This window comes from Streptomyces sp. NBC_01635 (assembly GCF_045209715.1).
GTDB classification, from domain to species: domain Bacteria; phylum Actinomycetota; class Actinomycetes; order Streptomycetales; family Streptomycetaceae; genus Streptomyces; species Streptomyces hirsutus.
Map to the genome: position 1 here is coordinate 2,521,709 of NZ_CP109277.1, position 13,326 is coordinate 2,535,034.

Annotated in this window: 11 protein-coding genes; 4 read left to right on the top strand and 7 right to left on the bottom strand. The window is 72.5% G+C overall.

All coding sequences use genetic code 11. The features are described 5' to 3' along the window. Nucleotides 1–705: 705 nt before the first annotated feature. A complete protein-coding gene (locus tag OHB56_RS11930; protein ID WP_406359010.1) occupies nt 706–2,256 on the top strand; it encodes a hypothetical protein in 1,551 nt (516 codons plus the stop codon). A gap of 115 nt (nt 2,257–2,371) precedes the next feature. Here OHB56_RS11930 and OHB56_RS11935 read toward each other — a convergent pair whose 3' ends face one another. After that, on the bottom strand, nt 2,372–2,728 hold the full coding sequence (locus OHB56_RS11935) for an iron-sulfur cluster assembly accessory protein (protein ID WP_055574575.1): 357 nt from the start codon (nt 2,726–2,728) through the stop codon (nt 2,372–2,374). A 387-nt stretch (nt 2,729–3,115) separates the two neighbouring features. On the opposite strand from OHB56_RS11935, the gene nadA reads away from it, so the two are divergent. After that, complete coding sequence (gene nadA, locus OHB56_RS11940) at nt 3,116–4,300, top strand: quinolinate synthase NadA (protein WP_326752247.1); 1,185 nt, start codon at nt 3,116–3,118, stop codon at nt 4,298–4,300. Nucleotides 4,301–4,383: 83 nt separating this feature from the next. Here nadA and OHB56_RS11945 read toward each other — a convergent pair whose 3' ends face one another. The 5 genes from OHB56_RS11945 to OHB56_RS11965 all read right to left on the bottom strand — a co-directional run bounded on the left by OHB56_RS11945 (nt 4,384) and on the right by OHB56_RS11965 (nt 11,123). Next, entirely contained in the window at nt 4,384–7,524 is a 3,141-nt protein-coding gene (locus OHB56_RS11945) for an efflux RND transporter permease subunit (protein ID WP_406353120.1), read from the bottom strand. Nucleotides 7,525–7,760: 236 nt separating this feature from the next. Beyond that, nucleotides 7,761–8,447, bottom strand: coding sequence for a response regulator transcription factor (locus OHB56_RS11950; protein ID WP_326752249.1), 687 nt, complete (start codon nt 8,445–8,447; stop codon nt 7,761–7,763). A 49-nt stretch (nt 8,448–8,496) separates the two neighbouring features. After that, complete coding sequence (locus tag OHB56_RS11955) at nt 8,497–9,768, bottom strand: histidine kinase (RefSeq protein WP_326752250.1); 1,272 nt, start codon at nt 9,766–9,768, stop codon at nt 8,497–8,499. Nucleotides 9,769–9,961: 193 nt separating this feature from the next. Beyond that, nucleotides 9,962–10,273 (bottom strand): PspA-associated protein PspAA, encoded by a 312-nt coding sequence (gene pspAA, locus OHB56_RS11960; protein WP_326752251.1) that lies wholly within the window; start codon nt 10,271–10,273, stop codon nt 9,962–9,964. Between the two features lie 64 nt (nt 10,274–10,337). Continuing rightward, nucleotides 10,338–11,123: a PspA/IM30 family protein gene (locus tag OHB56_RS11965; RefSeq protein WP_326752252.1), complete on the bottom strand. Its 786-nt coding sequence runs from the start codon at nt 11,121–11,123 to the stop codon at nt 10,338–10,340. Nucleotides 11,124–11,394: 271 nt separating this feature from the next. Here OHB56_RS11965 and OHB56_RS11970 point away from each other — a divergent pair, with 271 nt between their 5' ends. Both OHB56_RS11970 and OHB56_RS11975 read left to right on the top strand, forming a co-directional pair. Continuing rightward, a complete protein-coding gene (locus OHB56_RS11970) occupies nt 11,395–12,030 on the top strand; it encodes a DUF3043 domain-containing protein (protein ID WP_326756967.1) in 636 nt (211 codons plus the stop codon). 83 nt (nt 12,031–12,113) lie between these two features. Further along, complete coding sequence (locus OHB56_RS11975; protein WP_406359012.1) at nt 12,114–12,860, top strand: class I SAM-dependent methyltransferase; 747 nt, start codon at nt 12,114–12,116, stop codon at nt 12,858–12,860. 122 nt (nt 12,861–12,982) lie between these two features. Here the strand turns inward: OHB56_RS11975 and OHB56_RS11980 are convergent, their stop codons facing one another. Further along, nucleotides 12,983–13,195, bottom strand: coding sequence for a hypothetical protein (locus OHB56_RS11980; protein ID WP_042173605.1), 213 nt, complete (start codon nt 13,193–13,195; stop codon nt 12,983–12,985). Between the last annotated feature and the right edge of the window lie 131 nt (nt 13,196–13,326).

Consider the following 13,326-nt stretch of genomic DNA (forward strand, 5'->3'; position numbering starts at 1 on the left):
GGCGGGCCGGAAGAAGACACCGGTGACACCGGTGACACCGCCGAGGCCGGTGACACCGCCGAGGCCGGCGGCGACCGGGTACCGGAGAACGAGCCCGGGCAGGCCCCGCGGGCCGGGGCCGAACGGCCGGCAGGGGACGAAGCCCCGGTGAGCGGGGCTCCGGAGGCCGAGGAGACGAAGGCGGACTCCCCCGTACGGGCCGAGGACACCGGGCCGTCGGCCCCGAAGACCTCGGACGTGAGCGCAGCGCCCGGAGCGGAGCCCGAGGTTCCGGAGCCCGACGGCAGCGCGACCCCGGCGCGGGATGCCGCGGCCCCCGGGGGCGATACCCCGGAGACAGGCGGGAACGAGGACCGGGCGCCGGAGAACGGAGCCGGGAAGGCGCCCCGGGACTCGTCCCGGGGCGCGGGGGCCGAAGCCTCGGCGTCCGCGGACGGGGGCGCGAGCGCCGACGCCGCGGAGGCGGAAGCGGAGACGGAAACGGACGACGGCGCCGGGGAAAGGGCTGCGGGCCGCGGGCCCGCGCCGGGCCTCCCGTCCCAGGACGGGGAGGCGGCGGCCGAAAACCCGGAGGCCGAAAGCCCGGAGGCCGAAAGCCCGGAAGCCGGGGACCCGGCGACCGGGGCACCGGCGACCGGGGCACCGGGAGCCGATACGCCGTCTGCTGCGGCGGCGGCAGCAGCAGCAGGAGCAGCGACAACGGCCGTGGAGCCGGAAACCGACGCGACCGATGCCGAGCCCTCCGTCGTACGGAGCCCCGCCGACGTGCGCGGCGACGCCGACGGTCATGGCCAGAGGTCCGGGCGGCGGCGGTCGCCGGGGCTGGCCGCGGCGGTGGCCGCGGCGGTGCTGCTGGTCGGGGGCGGCGGGGCGTATCTCGCGGCCAGTGCCGTCGGCGGGTCGGGCGGCGGTACGACTCCGGGGGCGAACGGGGACGGGACTCCCCCGCCGCTCACCCTCGACGCCTACGCCGAGGGCGGGGCGCACGGCATCGCGCCGGGTGAGCCCAACCCCTACGGCGCCACTTACCGCGCCGCCGGCCCGCTCCCCGAGGGACCCGACTCGGCGCCGGTGTACCGCGCCCGGGGGCAGATCACCGAGGCGCAGGTGGCCGGTCTCGCGAAGGCGCTGGGGGTCGACGGGAAGCCGGTGGCGGAGGGCGGGGCCTGGCGGATCGGGGGCAAGGACGGCAGCGGGCCCACCCTGCGGGTGGACCGCAGCGCCCCCGGCACGTGGACGTTCAGCCGGTACGCGCCCGGCCCCGACGCCTGTGACAGCAAGGGCGAGACGTGTAAGACCCCGCCGGTCGGCGGAGGCCCGGCGGTGAGCGAGGAGGCCGCGAAGAAGGCCGCCGCGCCCGTGCTGAAGGCGTTGGGCCAGGACGACGCGAAGCTCGACGCCGGCCAGATGACGGGCGCCAAGCGGGTGGTGAACGCGGAACCCGTGGTCGGCGGCCTGCCGACGTACGGCTGGACGACCGGGGTGGTCGTCGGTGACGGCGGTGAGGTGGTCGGCGGCAGCGGCCGGCTGTCGACGCCGGTGAAGGCGGACACGTACCCCGTGCTGGGCGCCGAGGAGGCGCTGGAACTGCTGAACACGGCGCCGGGCGCCGGTGAGCGCGCGGAGATCGGCGGCTGCGCCACTCCCGTACCGCTGGAGGGCGACGGCCGGCAGGAGCAGCAGGAGCCGTGCGCCACGGCGACGACCCTGCCCGTCAAGGACACGGTCACCGTCGAGAAGGCGGTGTTCGGGCTGGCCGCGCACTCGGTGGACGGGCAGCAGGCGCTCGTGCCGTCCTGGCTGTTCGAGGTGCGGCCGACGAAGGCGCAGGACGGCGGCACGGTCACGTACCCGGCGGTCGAACCGGAGTTCCTCGCCCCGCGGGCACGGTCCGGGGAGACCGGCACGCAGCCGGCGAAGCCGGGGGACGGCGACCGGCCGACCTCGGCGCCGGCCGCACGCGAGGTCACCGTCGAGGGCTACACCGCCGAGGGCGGCGAGCTGACGGTGACCTTCACCGGCGGGGTGTGCGCCGACTACGCGGCCGCGGCGGAGGAGAGCGGCGGCCGGGTGACGGTCACCGTGACGGAGACGGCCTGGCCGGACAAGGTCTGCATCCTGATCGCCAAGCAGTACCAGCAGACGGTGCGGCTCGACGCGCCGCTGGCCGGCCGCACGGTGGTGGACGCCGACGGCGCGCCGGTGCCGCTGCGCAAGGACGGCGCGCGGCTGCCCGCGGCGCCTTCGGAGCGGTGACGGAGGGCTGAAGGGCCGAAAGCCCGAAGGCGGCGGCCCCGTGGGAACGGGGCCGCCGCCTTCGTGGTGCGCCGTGCCGCCCGGGAACGGGTCCCGGACCGGCGACGGAGTCTGCTCAGCTGAAGGAGTCGCCGCAGGCGCAGGAGCCCGTGGCGTTCGGGTTGTCGATCGTGAAGCCCTGCTTCTCGATGGTGTCGACGAAGTCGATGGTGGCGCCGCCCAGGTACGGGGCGCTCATCCGGTCGGTGACGACCTTCACGCCGTCGAAGTCCTTCTCCACGTCGCCGTCGAGGGAACGCTCGTCGAAGAAGAGCTGGTAACGCAGGCCGGAGCAGCCGCCGGGCTGGACGGCGACGCGCAGGGCGAGGTCGTCACGGCCTTCCTGGTCGAGCAGCGCCTTGACCTTGGCCGCGGCGGCTTCGGTCACGAGGATGCCGTCGGTGACGGTGGTGGTCTCGTCCGATACGGACATCTACATCTCTCCCGGGTTGTACGGAGACTGCTTGCCGACGGTTGCAACCGGCGGGGCCGCGGATTCATTCCGGGCCGGGAACGTGTTCTCTCGGCTCCGCCTTCATGCTCGCACACGCCCCGGCAAGCGGAAAACGGTCCGCCCGGCCCTCTTCCGGACACCACCCCGAAAACCGCTCCGGAACCGTTCGGGTCCGACCGGGGGAATGTACGGACCGGCGCCGGGATTCACGTCACATGGACGCTATGGCCGTCGTCAAAGTGACGCGAGCCGGATATGATAAATAGCGTCAATTCGACGAGAAGTCGTCGAACCGGTGTCCCGCCTTGTCCCGCCGGGCCGTGCTTCACGGGCCCGGCGAGCCGCAGAAAAGAAAGGGTGTGTGTCGTGACCACCGCCCAGACCCAGGAGCTCGACGTCCAGCCGACGCCCCTCGCCCTGTTGCTCCTCGGCCGGGAGGCCGACCCCAGGAGCGAGCGCGGTGTGGAGTGTCCCGGAGACCTCCCCTCACCCTCCGACCCGAACCTGGTGGAACGCGCCCGCGCCGCCAAGGAGAAGCTCGGGGACAAGGTCTTCGTGCTCGGCCACCACTACCAGCGCGACGAGGTCATCCAGTTCGCCGACGTCACGGGCGACTCGTTCAAGCTGGCCAAGGACGCCGCCGCGCGCCCGCAGGCCGAGTACATCGTGTTCTGCGGTGTGCACTTCATGGCCGAGTCGGCGGACATCCTCACCGGCGACGACCAGAAGGTGGTCCTGCCGGACCTCGCGGCCGGCTGCTCCATGGCCGACATGGCCACCGCCGAGCAGGTCGCGGAGTGCTGGGACGTGCTGACCGAGGCCGGGATATCCGACCGGGTCGTGCCCGTCTCGTACATGAACTCCTCCGCCGACATCAAGGCCTTCACTGGCAAGCACGGCGGCACCATCTGCACCTCCTCCAACGCGAAGCGCGCCCTCGACTGGGCCTTCGAGCAGGGCGAACAGGTCCTCTTCCTCCCCGACCAGCACCTCGGCCGCAACACCGCGGTGCGGGACCTGGGAATGTCCCTGGAGGACTGCGTCCTCTACAACCCGCACAAGCCGAACGGCGGGCTGACGGCGCAGGAGCTGCGGGACGCGAAGATGATCCTGTGGCGGGGCCACTGCTCGGTGCACGGCCGCTTCAGCCTGGACTCGGTCAACGACGTGCGCGAACGCATCCCGGGCGTGAACGTCCTGGTGCACCCCGAGTGCCGGCACGAGGTCGTGGCCGCGGCGGACCACGTCGGGTCGACCGAGTACATCATCAAGGCGCTGGAGGCCGCCCCGGCCGGCTCCAAGTGGGCGATCGGCACGGAGCTGAACCTGGTGCGCCGGCTGGCGAACCGTTTCGCTCCCGAGGGCAAGGAGGTCGTCTTCCTCGACAAGACGGTCTGCTTCTGCTCCACGATGAACCGCATCGACCTCCCCCACCTGGTCTGGACCCTGGAGTCCCTCGCCGAGGGCAACCTGGTCAACCGCATCGAGGTGGACAAGGAGACCGAGCAGTTCGCCAAGCTGGCCCTGGAACGGATGCTCGCGCTGCCGTAACCCCGTCGACGACGACGGAGGGCCTGCCCGGAACATCGGTTCCGGGCAGGCCCTCCGTCGTGTGCGACCGGCCGGCGGACCGGTCAGACCTGCGCCGGCTCCGGGTCGTCCGCGGACCCCGCGGACTTCTCCGGCTCCGCCGGTTCCTCGGCCGCCGTGCCCTTCTTCAGTGCCTTCTTCTTCGCGCGCCGCTCCTTGCGGAGCTCCAGCATCGCGTAGAGGGTCGGCACCAGGAGCAGGGTCAGCAGCGTCGACGTGATCAGACCGCCGATCACCACCACGGCCAGCGGCTGCGCGATGAAACCGCCCTCGCCGGTGACGCCGAGCGCCATCGGGAGCAGGGCGAAGATCGTCGCCAGGGCCGTCATCAGGATCGGGCGCAGCCGGTGCCGGCCGCCCTCGATCACGGCCTCGACGACCCCGTAGCCCTGGGCGCGGTACTGGTTGATCAGGTCGATCAGCACGATCGCGTTGGTCACCACGATGCCGATCAGCATCAGCATGCCGATCATCGCCGGGACGCCCATCGGGGTGCCCGTGACGATCAGCAGGCCGACCGCGCCCGTCGCCGCGAACGGGATGGACACCAGCAGGATCAGCGGCTGGGCGAGTGAACGGAAGGTGCCGACCAGCAGCATGAAGATGATCGCGATCGCCGCGAGCATCGCCAGGCCCAGGTTGACGAACGCCTCGTCCTGGTCCGCGGACACGCCGCCGATCTCCGCCGTCGCGCCCGCCGGGAGGGAGAGCGCGTTGATCTTCGTCTGGAGTTCCGCGCTGACCGCGCCGGTGTTGTCGCCGGTCGGCCGGGCGGTGACGGTGGCCGAGCGCTGGCCGTCGATCCGGGTCATGGAGACCGGGCCGTCCACCAGCTCGACGGTGGCGATGTCACCCAGCTTCACCGGGCCCAGGCGCAGCTTCTTCAGCTCGGCCAGGGTGGTGGCGGGCTCGGCCGACCGGATGACGACGTCCCGCTCGGTGTCGTCCAGCACCACCTTGGCGGCCGGGGTGCCCCGGACCGCCTGGGCGACGGCCGCGCCGAGCGTCTGGTCGTTGAACCCGGCGGCGGCGGCACGGGAGGTGGCCTCGACGGTGATCCGCGGGACGCTCTGCGACAGGTCGCTGGTGACGTCCGTGACGTCGTCCAGCGAGGCCACGGCCTCCTGCACCTGGTCGGCGGCCTTGCGCAGCACCTGCGCGTCGGCCGCCTTGACGACGACGCTCAGGTCCTGGCTGCCGAATCCGTCGCCGGCGGCGATGGTGGTGGTGCCGATGCCGTCGAGTCCGGCGAGGCCCTTCTCGATGCGCTTCTGCACGTCGGCGGAGGACGCGGAGTCCTCCAGCATGAGCTGGTAGGTGGCCTGGTTGGTGTCCGTACCGCCGCCGAAGGCCGCCATGAAGCCGGACGAGCCGATGGTGACCTGGTGGTCCTTGACGCCCTCGGTGTCGCCGAGCAGCTTCTCGACCTTCTTGGCCTGGGCGTCGGTCGCCGCGAGGCTGGCGCCGGGCTCCAGCTCCTGACGGACGGTGAGGACCGGCTGCTCGCCCTGGTCGAAGAAGTTGGTCTTGAGCAGCGGGGTCATGCCGAACGTGCCGATCAGGACGACGGCGGCGATGGCGAGGCTGGCCAGCCTGCGCCGGGTGGCGAAGCCCAGGACGGAGACGTAGAGGCGCTGGAGGCGGTTCTTCGCCTCCTTCTCCTCGGCCAGTCTGCGGGCCTCCTCGGCGTCCTCGGGGGTGCCCTTCGGGGGACGCAGGAACCAGTACGACAGGACGGGGACGACCGTCAGCGACACCAGCAGGGAGGCGAGCAGCGCCGCGGTGACGGTGAGGCTGAAGGAGCCGAACAGCTCGCCGACCATGCCGCCGACCAGGCCGATCGGCAGGAAGACGGCGACGGTGGTCAGCGTCGCGGACGTCACCGCGCCGGCCACCTCGCGGACGGCGCCCAGGATCGCCTCGCGGCGCTCCTCGCCGTAGCCGAGGTGCCGCTTGATGTTCTCCAGGACGACGATGGAGTCGTCGACGACCCGGCCGATCGCGATGGTCAGCGCGCCCAGGGTCAGCATGTTGAGCGACAGGTCGCGCGTCCACAGCACGATCAGCGCGAGCACGATGGACAGCGGGATGGACACCGCGGTGACCAGGGTCGAGCGCACCGAGGCCAGGAAGACCAGGATCACCAGGACCGCGAAGACCAGACCGAGCGCGCCCTCGACGGTCAGGCCCTCGATGGCCTGGGCGACGGCCGGGCCCTGGTCGCTGACGACGGTGAGGTCGGCGCCCGAGCCGAGCGCCTCGCGCAGGGCGGGCAGCTTCTCGTCGACGGCGTCCGAGATCGCGACGGCGCTGCCGTCGTGGTCCATGGTGACCACCACGGCGAGGCTGGGCTCGCCGTTGGTGCGGGTGAGGGAGTCGGCCTTGGCCTCCCGCTGCTCCACCTCGGCCACGGAGCCGAGCCGGACCGGCTTGCCCTTGCCGGGCTCGCCGGCGACCATCAGGTCCTCGATCTGCTCGAGCGAGGTGTAGCCGCCGCCCACCTGGACGGTGCGGTTGGCGCCCTCCTCGTCGAAGGAACCGGCCGGGACGGTCGCGCCGCCCGCCTGGAGGGCCTGCAGGAGCGCCTGCGTCGTGAGGCCGGCGTCGGCGAGCTTCGCGTCGTCGGGGGTGACGGTGACCTGGAGGTCCCGTACGCCGTCCACGGTGACCTGGCCGACGCCGTCGATGGCCTCCAGCTCGGTGACCACGGTCCGGTCGAGCTGGTCGGCGAGGGCCTGCTGGTCCTTGTCGGAGGTGACGGCGAGGACCACGGTCGGGATGTCGTCGGTGCTGCCGGCGACGACCTGCGGGTCCACGCCGTCGGGCAGCACGGCCCGGGCCCGGTTGACGGCCTGCTGGACGTCGGCGACGAGCTGCTTGGTCTCGTTGCCGAAGTCGAAGGACGCCATGATCACGGCGTTGCCCTCGCTGGCCTTCGAGGTGACGCCGGAGATGCCGTCGACGGCCTCCAGGTTGTTCTCGATGGGCTCGACGACCTGCTTCTCCACCACATCCGGGGAGGCGCCCTGGTAGGGGGCGATCACGGAGACCATGGGCAGTTCGATGGTGGGCAGCAACTGCTGCTTGAGCTGAGGTATCGCGATCGCCCCGAACACCAGCGCGACGATCGACATGAGGCCGATCAGGGCGCGTTGCGCGAGGCTGAATCTGGCCAGCCAGGACATGGGTTACGGATCTCTCTTCTGTGAGCGTCTGTGAACGTCTGCGAGCGGTGGAAGTACGGTCGGAAGTGCGGTCGCCGGCGCCGTCCGACACGCGGGCGGGGGCACGGGCGGGGGCACGGGGGGCTCAGTCGGGTGCCCGCTCTACACAGTGGTGCATCGCAAGGGGCCGATCCGTAGGCCCGGAGTCCCGTTCCTCGGGGCGGCGGCTACTCCCCCCGCAGTACACGCGGTCGCGTTCAGTCCGCCCTCGGGCGGACCAGGCCGGACTCGTAGGCGGTGACCACCAGCTGGGCCCGGTCCCGGGCGCCCAGTTTGGCCATGGCCCGGTTGACGTGCGTCTTCACGGTCAGCGGGCTGACCTCCAGGCGTTCGGCGATCTCGTCGTTGGAGTGGCCGCCGGCGACCTGGACCAGCACCTCGCGCTCCCGCACGGTCAGCGAGTCGAGCCGCTGCGCGCGGTCCGGGTCGAGGTCGGCGCCGTCGGACGGGCCCGCCTGGGCGAGGAAGCGGGCGATCAGCCCCTTGGTGGCGGCCGGGGACAGCAGCGCCTCGCCCTCGGCGGCGATCCGGATGGCGCTGAGCAGTTCGCCGGGTTCGGAGCCCTTGCCGAGGAAGCCGGAGGCGCCGGCCCGCAGTGACTGCACCACGTAGTCGTCGACCTCGAAGGTCGTCAGGATCACCACGCGGACCCCGTCGAGTTCGGGGTCCGCGCTGATCAGACGGGTGGCCGCGAGGCCGTCGGTGCCGGGCATCCGGATGTCCATGAGGACGACGTCGGCACGCTGTTCGCGGGCCAGCCGGACCGCTTCGGCGCCGTCGGACGCCTCGCCCACCACCTCCATGTCCGGCTCGGAGTCGACGAGGACGCGGAAGGCGCTGCGCAGCAGGGCCTGGTCGTCGGCGAGCAGGACACGGATGGTCATGGGTTCCCCCGGGAGCGCTGGTCACGGGCCGTCCTGGACCGCGAACGGGTCACGGACCGTCCTGGGCCGCGGACGTGTGGGTCTCGACGGGCAGGATCGCATGGACGCGGAAGCCGCCGCCGTAGCGGGGGCCGGTGGTGAGGGTGCCGCGCAGGGCGGTGACGCGTTCCCGCATGCCGAGCAGACCGTGGCCGCCGCCGTTGCCGCTGCCCGTGTCCGTGCCCGTGCCGTCGGGGGCTTCGCGTCGGCCGCCACCGTTGCCGGTGCCGTCGTCGAGGACGGTGATCTCGAGGTGCGGACCCACCCGGACGACGCTGACCTCGGCCTTCGCCTCGGCGCCGGCGTGCTTCTGGACGTTGGTGAGTGCCTCCTGGACGACCCGGTAGGCGGCCAGGTCGACAGCGGCGGGCAGCGCGGGGGCGTGGTCCGGGCGCTGGTCCTCGCGGGCGACCAGGACCCGCAGGCCGGCGTTGCGGAAGGTGCCGGCGAGGTCGTCGAGGCGGTCCAGTCCGGGGGCGGGCTCGGTGGGGGCCTCGGGGTCGCCGGACTGGCGCAGCAGGCCGACGGTGGCCCGCAGTTCGCCGAGCGCCGAGCGGCTGGCCTCGCGGACGTGGGCGAGGGCCTCCTTGGCCTGGTCGGGCCGCTTGTCCATGACGTGGGCGGCGACCCCGGCCTGGACGTTGACCAGGGCGATGTGGTGGGCGACGACGTCGTGCAGGTCGCGGGCGATGCGCAGGCGTTCCTCGGCGACGCGGCGACGGGCCTCCTCCTCGCGGGTGCGTTCGGCCCGCTCGGCGCGTTCCCTGATGGCCTGGACGAAGGCACGGCGGCTGCGGACGGCGTCCCCGGCGGTGGCGCCGATCCCGGTCCAGGCGAGGATCGCCAGGTTCTCCTGGGCGTACCAGGGCAGCGGGCCGGCGATCATGGCGGCGCCGGTGAGGACGGTCATGGTGAGCAGGCCGACCCGCCAGGTGGTGGGGCGGTCGGTGGCGGAGGCGACGGTGTAGAGCGCGACGACCACGCACATCGCGACCGGGGCGCGGGGGTCGCCGGTGACGGACTCCACCAGGGAGACCCCGCCGGTGAAGGCGAGGACCGCGAGGGGCGCCCGGCGCCGGAGGACGAGCGCGGCGGCGCCGAGCACCATGAGGACCAGGCTGAGCGCGTCGGGCGTGCGCAGCGCCCAGGTGACGCCGTCGGGGCCGTGCGGCTCCACGAGGGACCCGGCCACGATGCACACCAGGACGCCCGCGGCCAGGGCCGCGTCCAGGGCGAAGGGGTGCGCGCGCAGCCGGCGCCGGGCGCGCTGGAAGGTACTCACGACCGTTCACCGTACGGGGTCGCGGAAGCGTGCGGGGGACGGGCCGGCGGCGGATCGGTGGTGAGAGCCGCACCTGCCGTGAACGGGCCCACGGTGAACGGTTCGGATGCGAACGGTTCCGGTGTGAGCGGTATGCGTGCGAACGCTGTGCGTGCGAGCGGTACGGCCGTGGGTGGCCCGGCGGGCCGGGGGCTCATGCGCCCGGGATCAGTCCGTCGTCCGTGCCCGGGATCAGTCCGTCGCCGTCGTCGCTGAGCAGCTCCCGGACCTCCTCGATGGTCGCGTCCGGGGAGGGGAGGATGAGGTCGGAGGGTTCCAGGAAGTCGTCCGGCAGCGGTTCGCCGAGCTCGTGGACCCTGTTCAGCAGGGCGGTGAGGGTGCGGCGGAAGCCGGGGCCGTCGCCGTTGTCCATCTCGGCGAGGAGCTCCTCGTCGAGTTTGTCCAGCTCGGCGAGGTGGCTCTCGGCCAGAGCCACCTGCCCCTCCCCCATGATCCGTACGATCATGTCGGCCTCCTGAGCCGCCCTGGCGGGGGCTCGGTCGTCGTCGGCACGGTGTCCCGTGCGGCGGTCACTGCTTGTCGAACCGCGGGGTGTCCTGCGGCTGCTGCTGGGCCCGGGACTGCTCGCTGCCGCCCTCGATGGCCTGCTTCTCCCCGGAGGGGCCGCCGGCCAGCTCGGCCTTCATGCGCTGCAGTTCCAGCTCCACGTCCGTACCACCGGAGAGCCGGTCCAGCTCGGCCTGGATGTCGTCCTTGTGCATGCCGGACTGGTCGTCGAGGGCGCCGGAGGCGAGCAGCTCGTCGATGGCGCCGGCCCGCGCCTGGAGCTGGGCGGTCTTGTCCTCGGCCCGCTGGATCGCCAGCCCGACGTCGCCCATCTCCTCGGAGATGCCGGAGAAGGCCTCGCCGATCCGGGTCTGTGCCTGCGCCGCCGTGTACGTGGCCTTGATGGTCTCCTTCTTGGTGCGGAAGGCGTCGACCTTGGCCTGGAGCCGCTGGGCCGCGAGGGTGAGCTTCTCCTCCTCGCCCTGGAGCGTCGAATGCTGCGTCTCCAGGTCCGTCACCTGCTGCTGGAGGGCGGCGCGGCGGGAGAGGGCCTCGCGGGCGAGGTCCTCACGGCCCAGCGCGAGCGCCTTGCGGCCCTGGTCCTCCAGCTTGGAGGACTGGGACTGCAGCTGGTTGAGCTGGAGCTCCAGGCGCTTGCGGCTGGTCGCCACGTCGGCGACGCCCCGGCGGACCTTCTGGAGCAGCTCCAGCTGTTTCTGGTACGAGTAATCGAGGGTCTCGCGCGGATCCTCGGCCCGGTCCAGGGCCTTGTTCGCCTTCGCGCGGAAGATCATCCCCATACGCTTCATGACACCGCTCATGGGCTTCGCGCGCCCCCTTCTGACGGACTCCGGCTCACACTTCTGCGACAGAACCCACAGTACGGGCCCTGCATCCATTACCGCACTGTCCAGGGGCGGATGCGCTCATCCCCAAGGACGACTGCGTATCCTCCCGGTCCGGCGCAGGGAGTAGGTGATCCCCGGGTGCCGGCCGGACAACCCGCCCCAAGTCGCACACAACGCCCCCTCTGTCTGTCCTCTACGGACGCGCGGTGTTGCCGGATCGTTCCCCCCGGGGCTGGGGTCCAACCCCGGGTACCCCGTACCCTTGGGTTTTGTGTTCCGTAGCCGTGCCAAGGAAGAGAAGGCCCACGCCGACAAGGCGACGGTGACCGACTCCAAGCAGATCCGCCACCCGGAGGCCCCCAAGGGCCGTCCCACGCCCAAGCGCAGCCAGGCCCAGACCCAGCGGCGCAGCGTGGCCAATACGTCGATGACGCGCAAGGAGGCCGCCAAGCGGCAGCGTGACGAGCGCCGTGCCGCGATGGAGCGCCAGCGCCAGGCGCTGGCCAGCGGGGACGAGCGTTACCTGCCCGCTCGCGACAAGGGGCCGGTGCGCCGGTTCGCGCGTGACTACGTCGACTCGCGGTTCAACATCGCGGAGTACTTCCTGCCGATGGCGGTGATCATCCTGGTGCTGAGCATGATCCGGGTGCCCCAGCTGCAGAACGCCGCGCTGCTGCTGTGGCTCGTCGTGATCGTGATGATCGTGCTCGACTCCACCGTGACCGGCTTCCGGCTGAAGAAGCGGCTGGCCGAGCGCTTCCCCGACGACAAGCGCCGCGGCGCCGTCGCCTACGCGCTGATGCGCTCGCTGCAGATGCGCCGACTGCGTCTGCCCAAGCCCCAGGTCAAGCGCGGGGAGCGGCCCTGAGCACCACGCCGTTCGTCGACGGCGCGGCACTGGCGACGGTGCCCGCGCAGGCCTCGCCCGGTCAGGGCGGGCCGTCCGACGACCTGCGGGAAGTCGTACGGCAGGAACTGACGGCCCGCCAGCTCGACGAGCAGATAGTGGGACGGTTCCCGGTCGGGCGACGGCTGCGCGTGCTGGACGTCGGCATGGGCCGCGGCGCACAGGCACTGCGCCTGGCGCGGGCCGGCCACCAGGTGACCGGTCTGGAGCGGGACGCGGAGATGATCTCCGCCGCGCGCGCGGCGCTCGCCGGGGAGCCCGAGGGCATCCGGGAGCGGGTGCGGGTCGTCGAGGGCGACGGCCGCGACACCGGGGTGCACTTCCTGCCGGGCAGCTTCGACGTGGTGCTCTGCCACGGCGTACTCATGCACGTGGCGGAGCCGGACCCGCTGGTGGCGGGGCTGGCCCGGATGCTCGCGCCCGACGGCCTGCTGTCGCTGCTGGTGCGCAACGGCGACGCGCCGGCGATGCGGGCCGGCCTGCGCGGCGACTGGGCCGGGGCGCTGGCCGCGTTCGACACGCCGCGCCCTGCGGACGACTCGGATGCCGGGGCGCGGGCCGACCGGCTGGCGGACCTCACCGCGACGCTCGCGGGGCTCGGGGCGCCGCTGCACACCTGGTACGGGGTGCGGGTCTTCACGGACACGGCGGTGGACGGGGCGCACGTCGCGCACGGCCTCGGCTGTCCCGACGACCTGACGACGCTCCTCGCGGTCGAGGAGCGGGCCGGCCGGACGGACCCCTACCGCGGGGTGGCGTCACTGCTCCACCTGTGCGGCGTACGGGGCTGAGCGGACGCGGGACGGGCGAGGGCCAGAGCCCCCGCCCGATGCGCCACGTCGCCCTCGCCCGGATTCTCACGTCCGGATTCTCACGTCCGGATTCTCACGTCCGGGGCCTCACGTCCGCGGGTTCACGCCTCTTCCGCGTGCAGGCTCATCGGCCCGTAGATCTCCGTGGTGTCCTCCAGCAGCCGCACCTGGTCGGCGCCGCCCTCCACCAGGGCCTTCCAGTTCTCCCCGATCCAGGACTCGGCGTCCCCCTGCGTGGTGAAGTCCTCCGGTGTCACCGCGGGCTCGACCTGCGTCCCGTCGGCCTTCTCGAACCGCCACGTCCATGCCGCCATGTACGCCTCCGTGGGTATGAGCACCTGCACGACAGGAGCCGGATCATGGTCCGGCTCCTGGAGCAGAGCCTAGAGCCTGTCCGGCGGATGATTCGGGGGATCATCGGTGACCGTGCCCGGCCGGGCGCGCA

What these genes read in the sequence shown, in the direction of transcription:
- OHB56_RS11965 (WP_326752252.1), bottom strand. Translation starts at nt 11,123, where the DNA reads ATGAAGCGTATGGGGATGATCTTCCGCGCGAAGGCGAACAAGGCCCTG.
- OHB56_RS11935 (WP_055574575.1), bottom strand. Translation starts at nt 2,728, where the DNA reads ATGTCCGTATCGGACGAGACCACCACCGTCACCGACGGCATCCTCGTG.
- pspAA (WP_326752251.1), bottom strand. Translation starts at nt 10,273, where the DNA reads ATGATCGTACGGATCATGGGGGAGGGGCAGGTGGCTCTGGCCGAGAGC.
- OHB56_RS11945 (WP_406353120.1), bottom strand. Translation starts at nt 7,524, where the DNA reads ATGTCCTGGCTGGCCAGATTCAGCCTCGCGCAACGCGCCCTGATCGGC.
- OHB56_RS11950 (WP_326752249.1), bottom strand. Translation starts at nt 8,447, where the DNA reads ATGACCATCCGTGTCCTGCTCGCCGACGACCAGGCCCTGCTGCGCAGC.
- OHB56_RS11980 (WP_042173605.1), bottom strand. Translation starts at nt 13,195, where the DNA reads ATGGCGGCATGGACGTGGCGGTTCGAGAAGGCCGACGGGACGCAGGTC.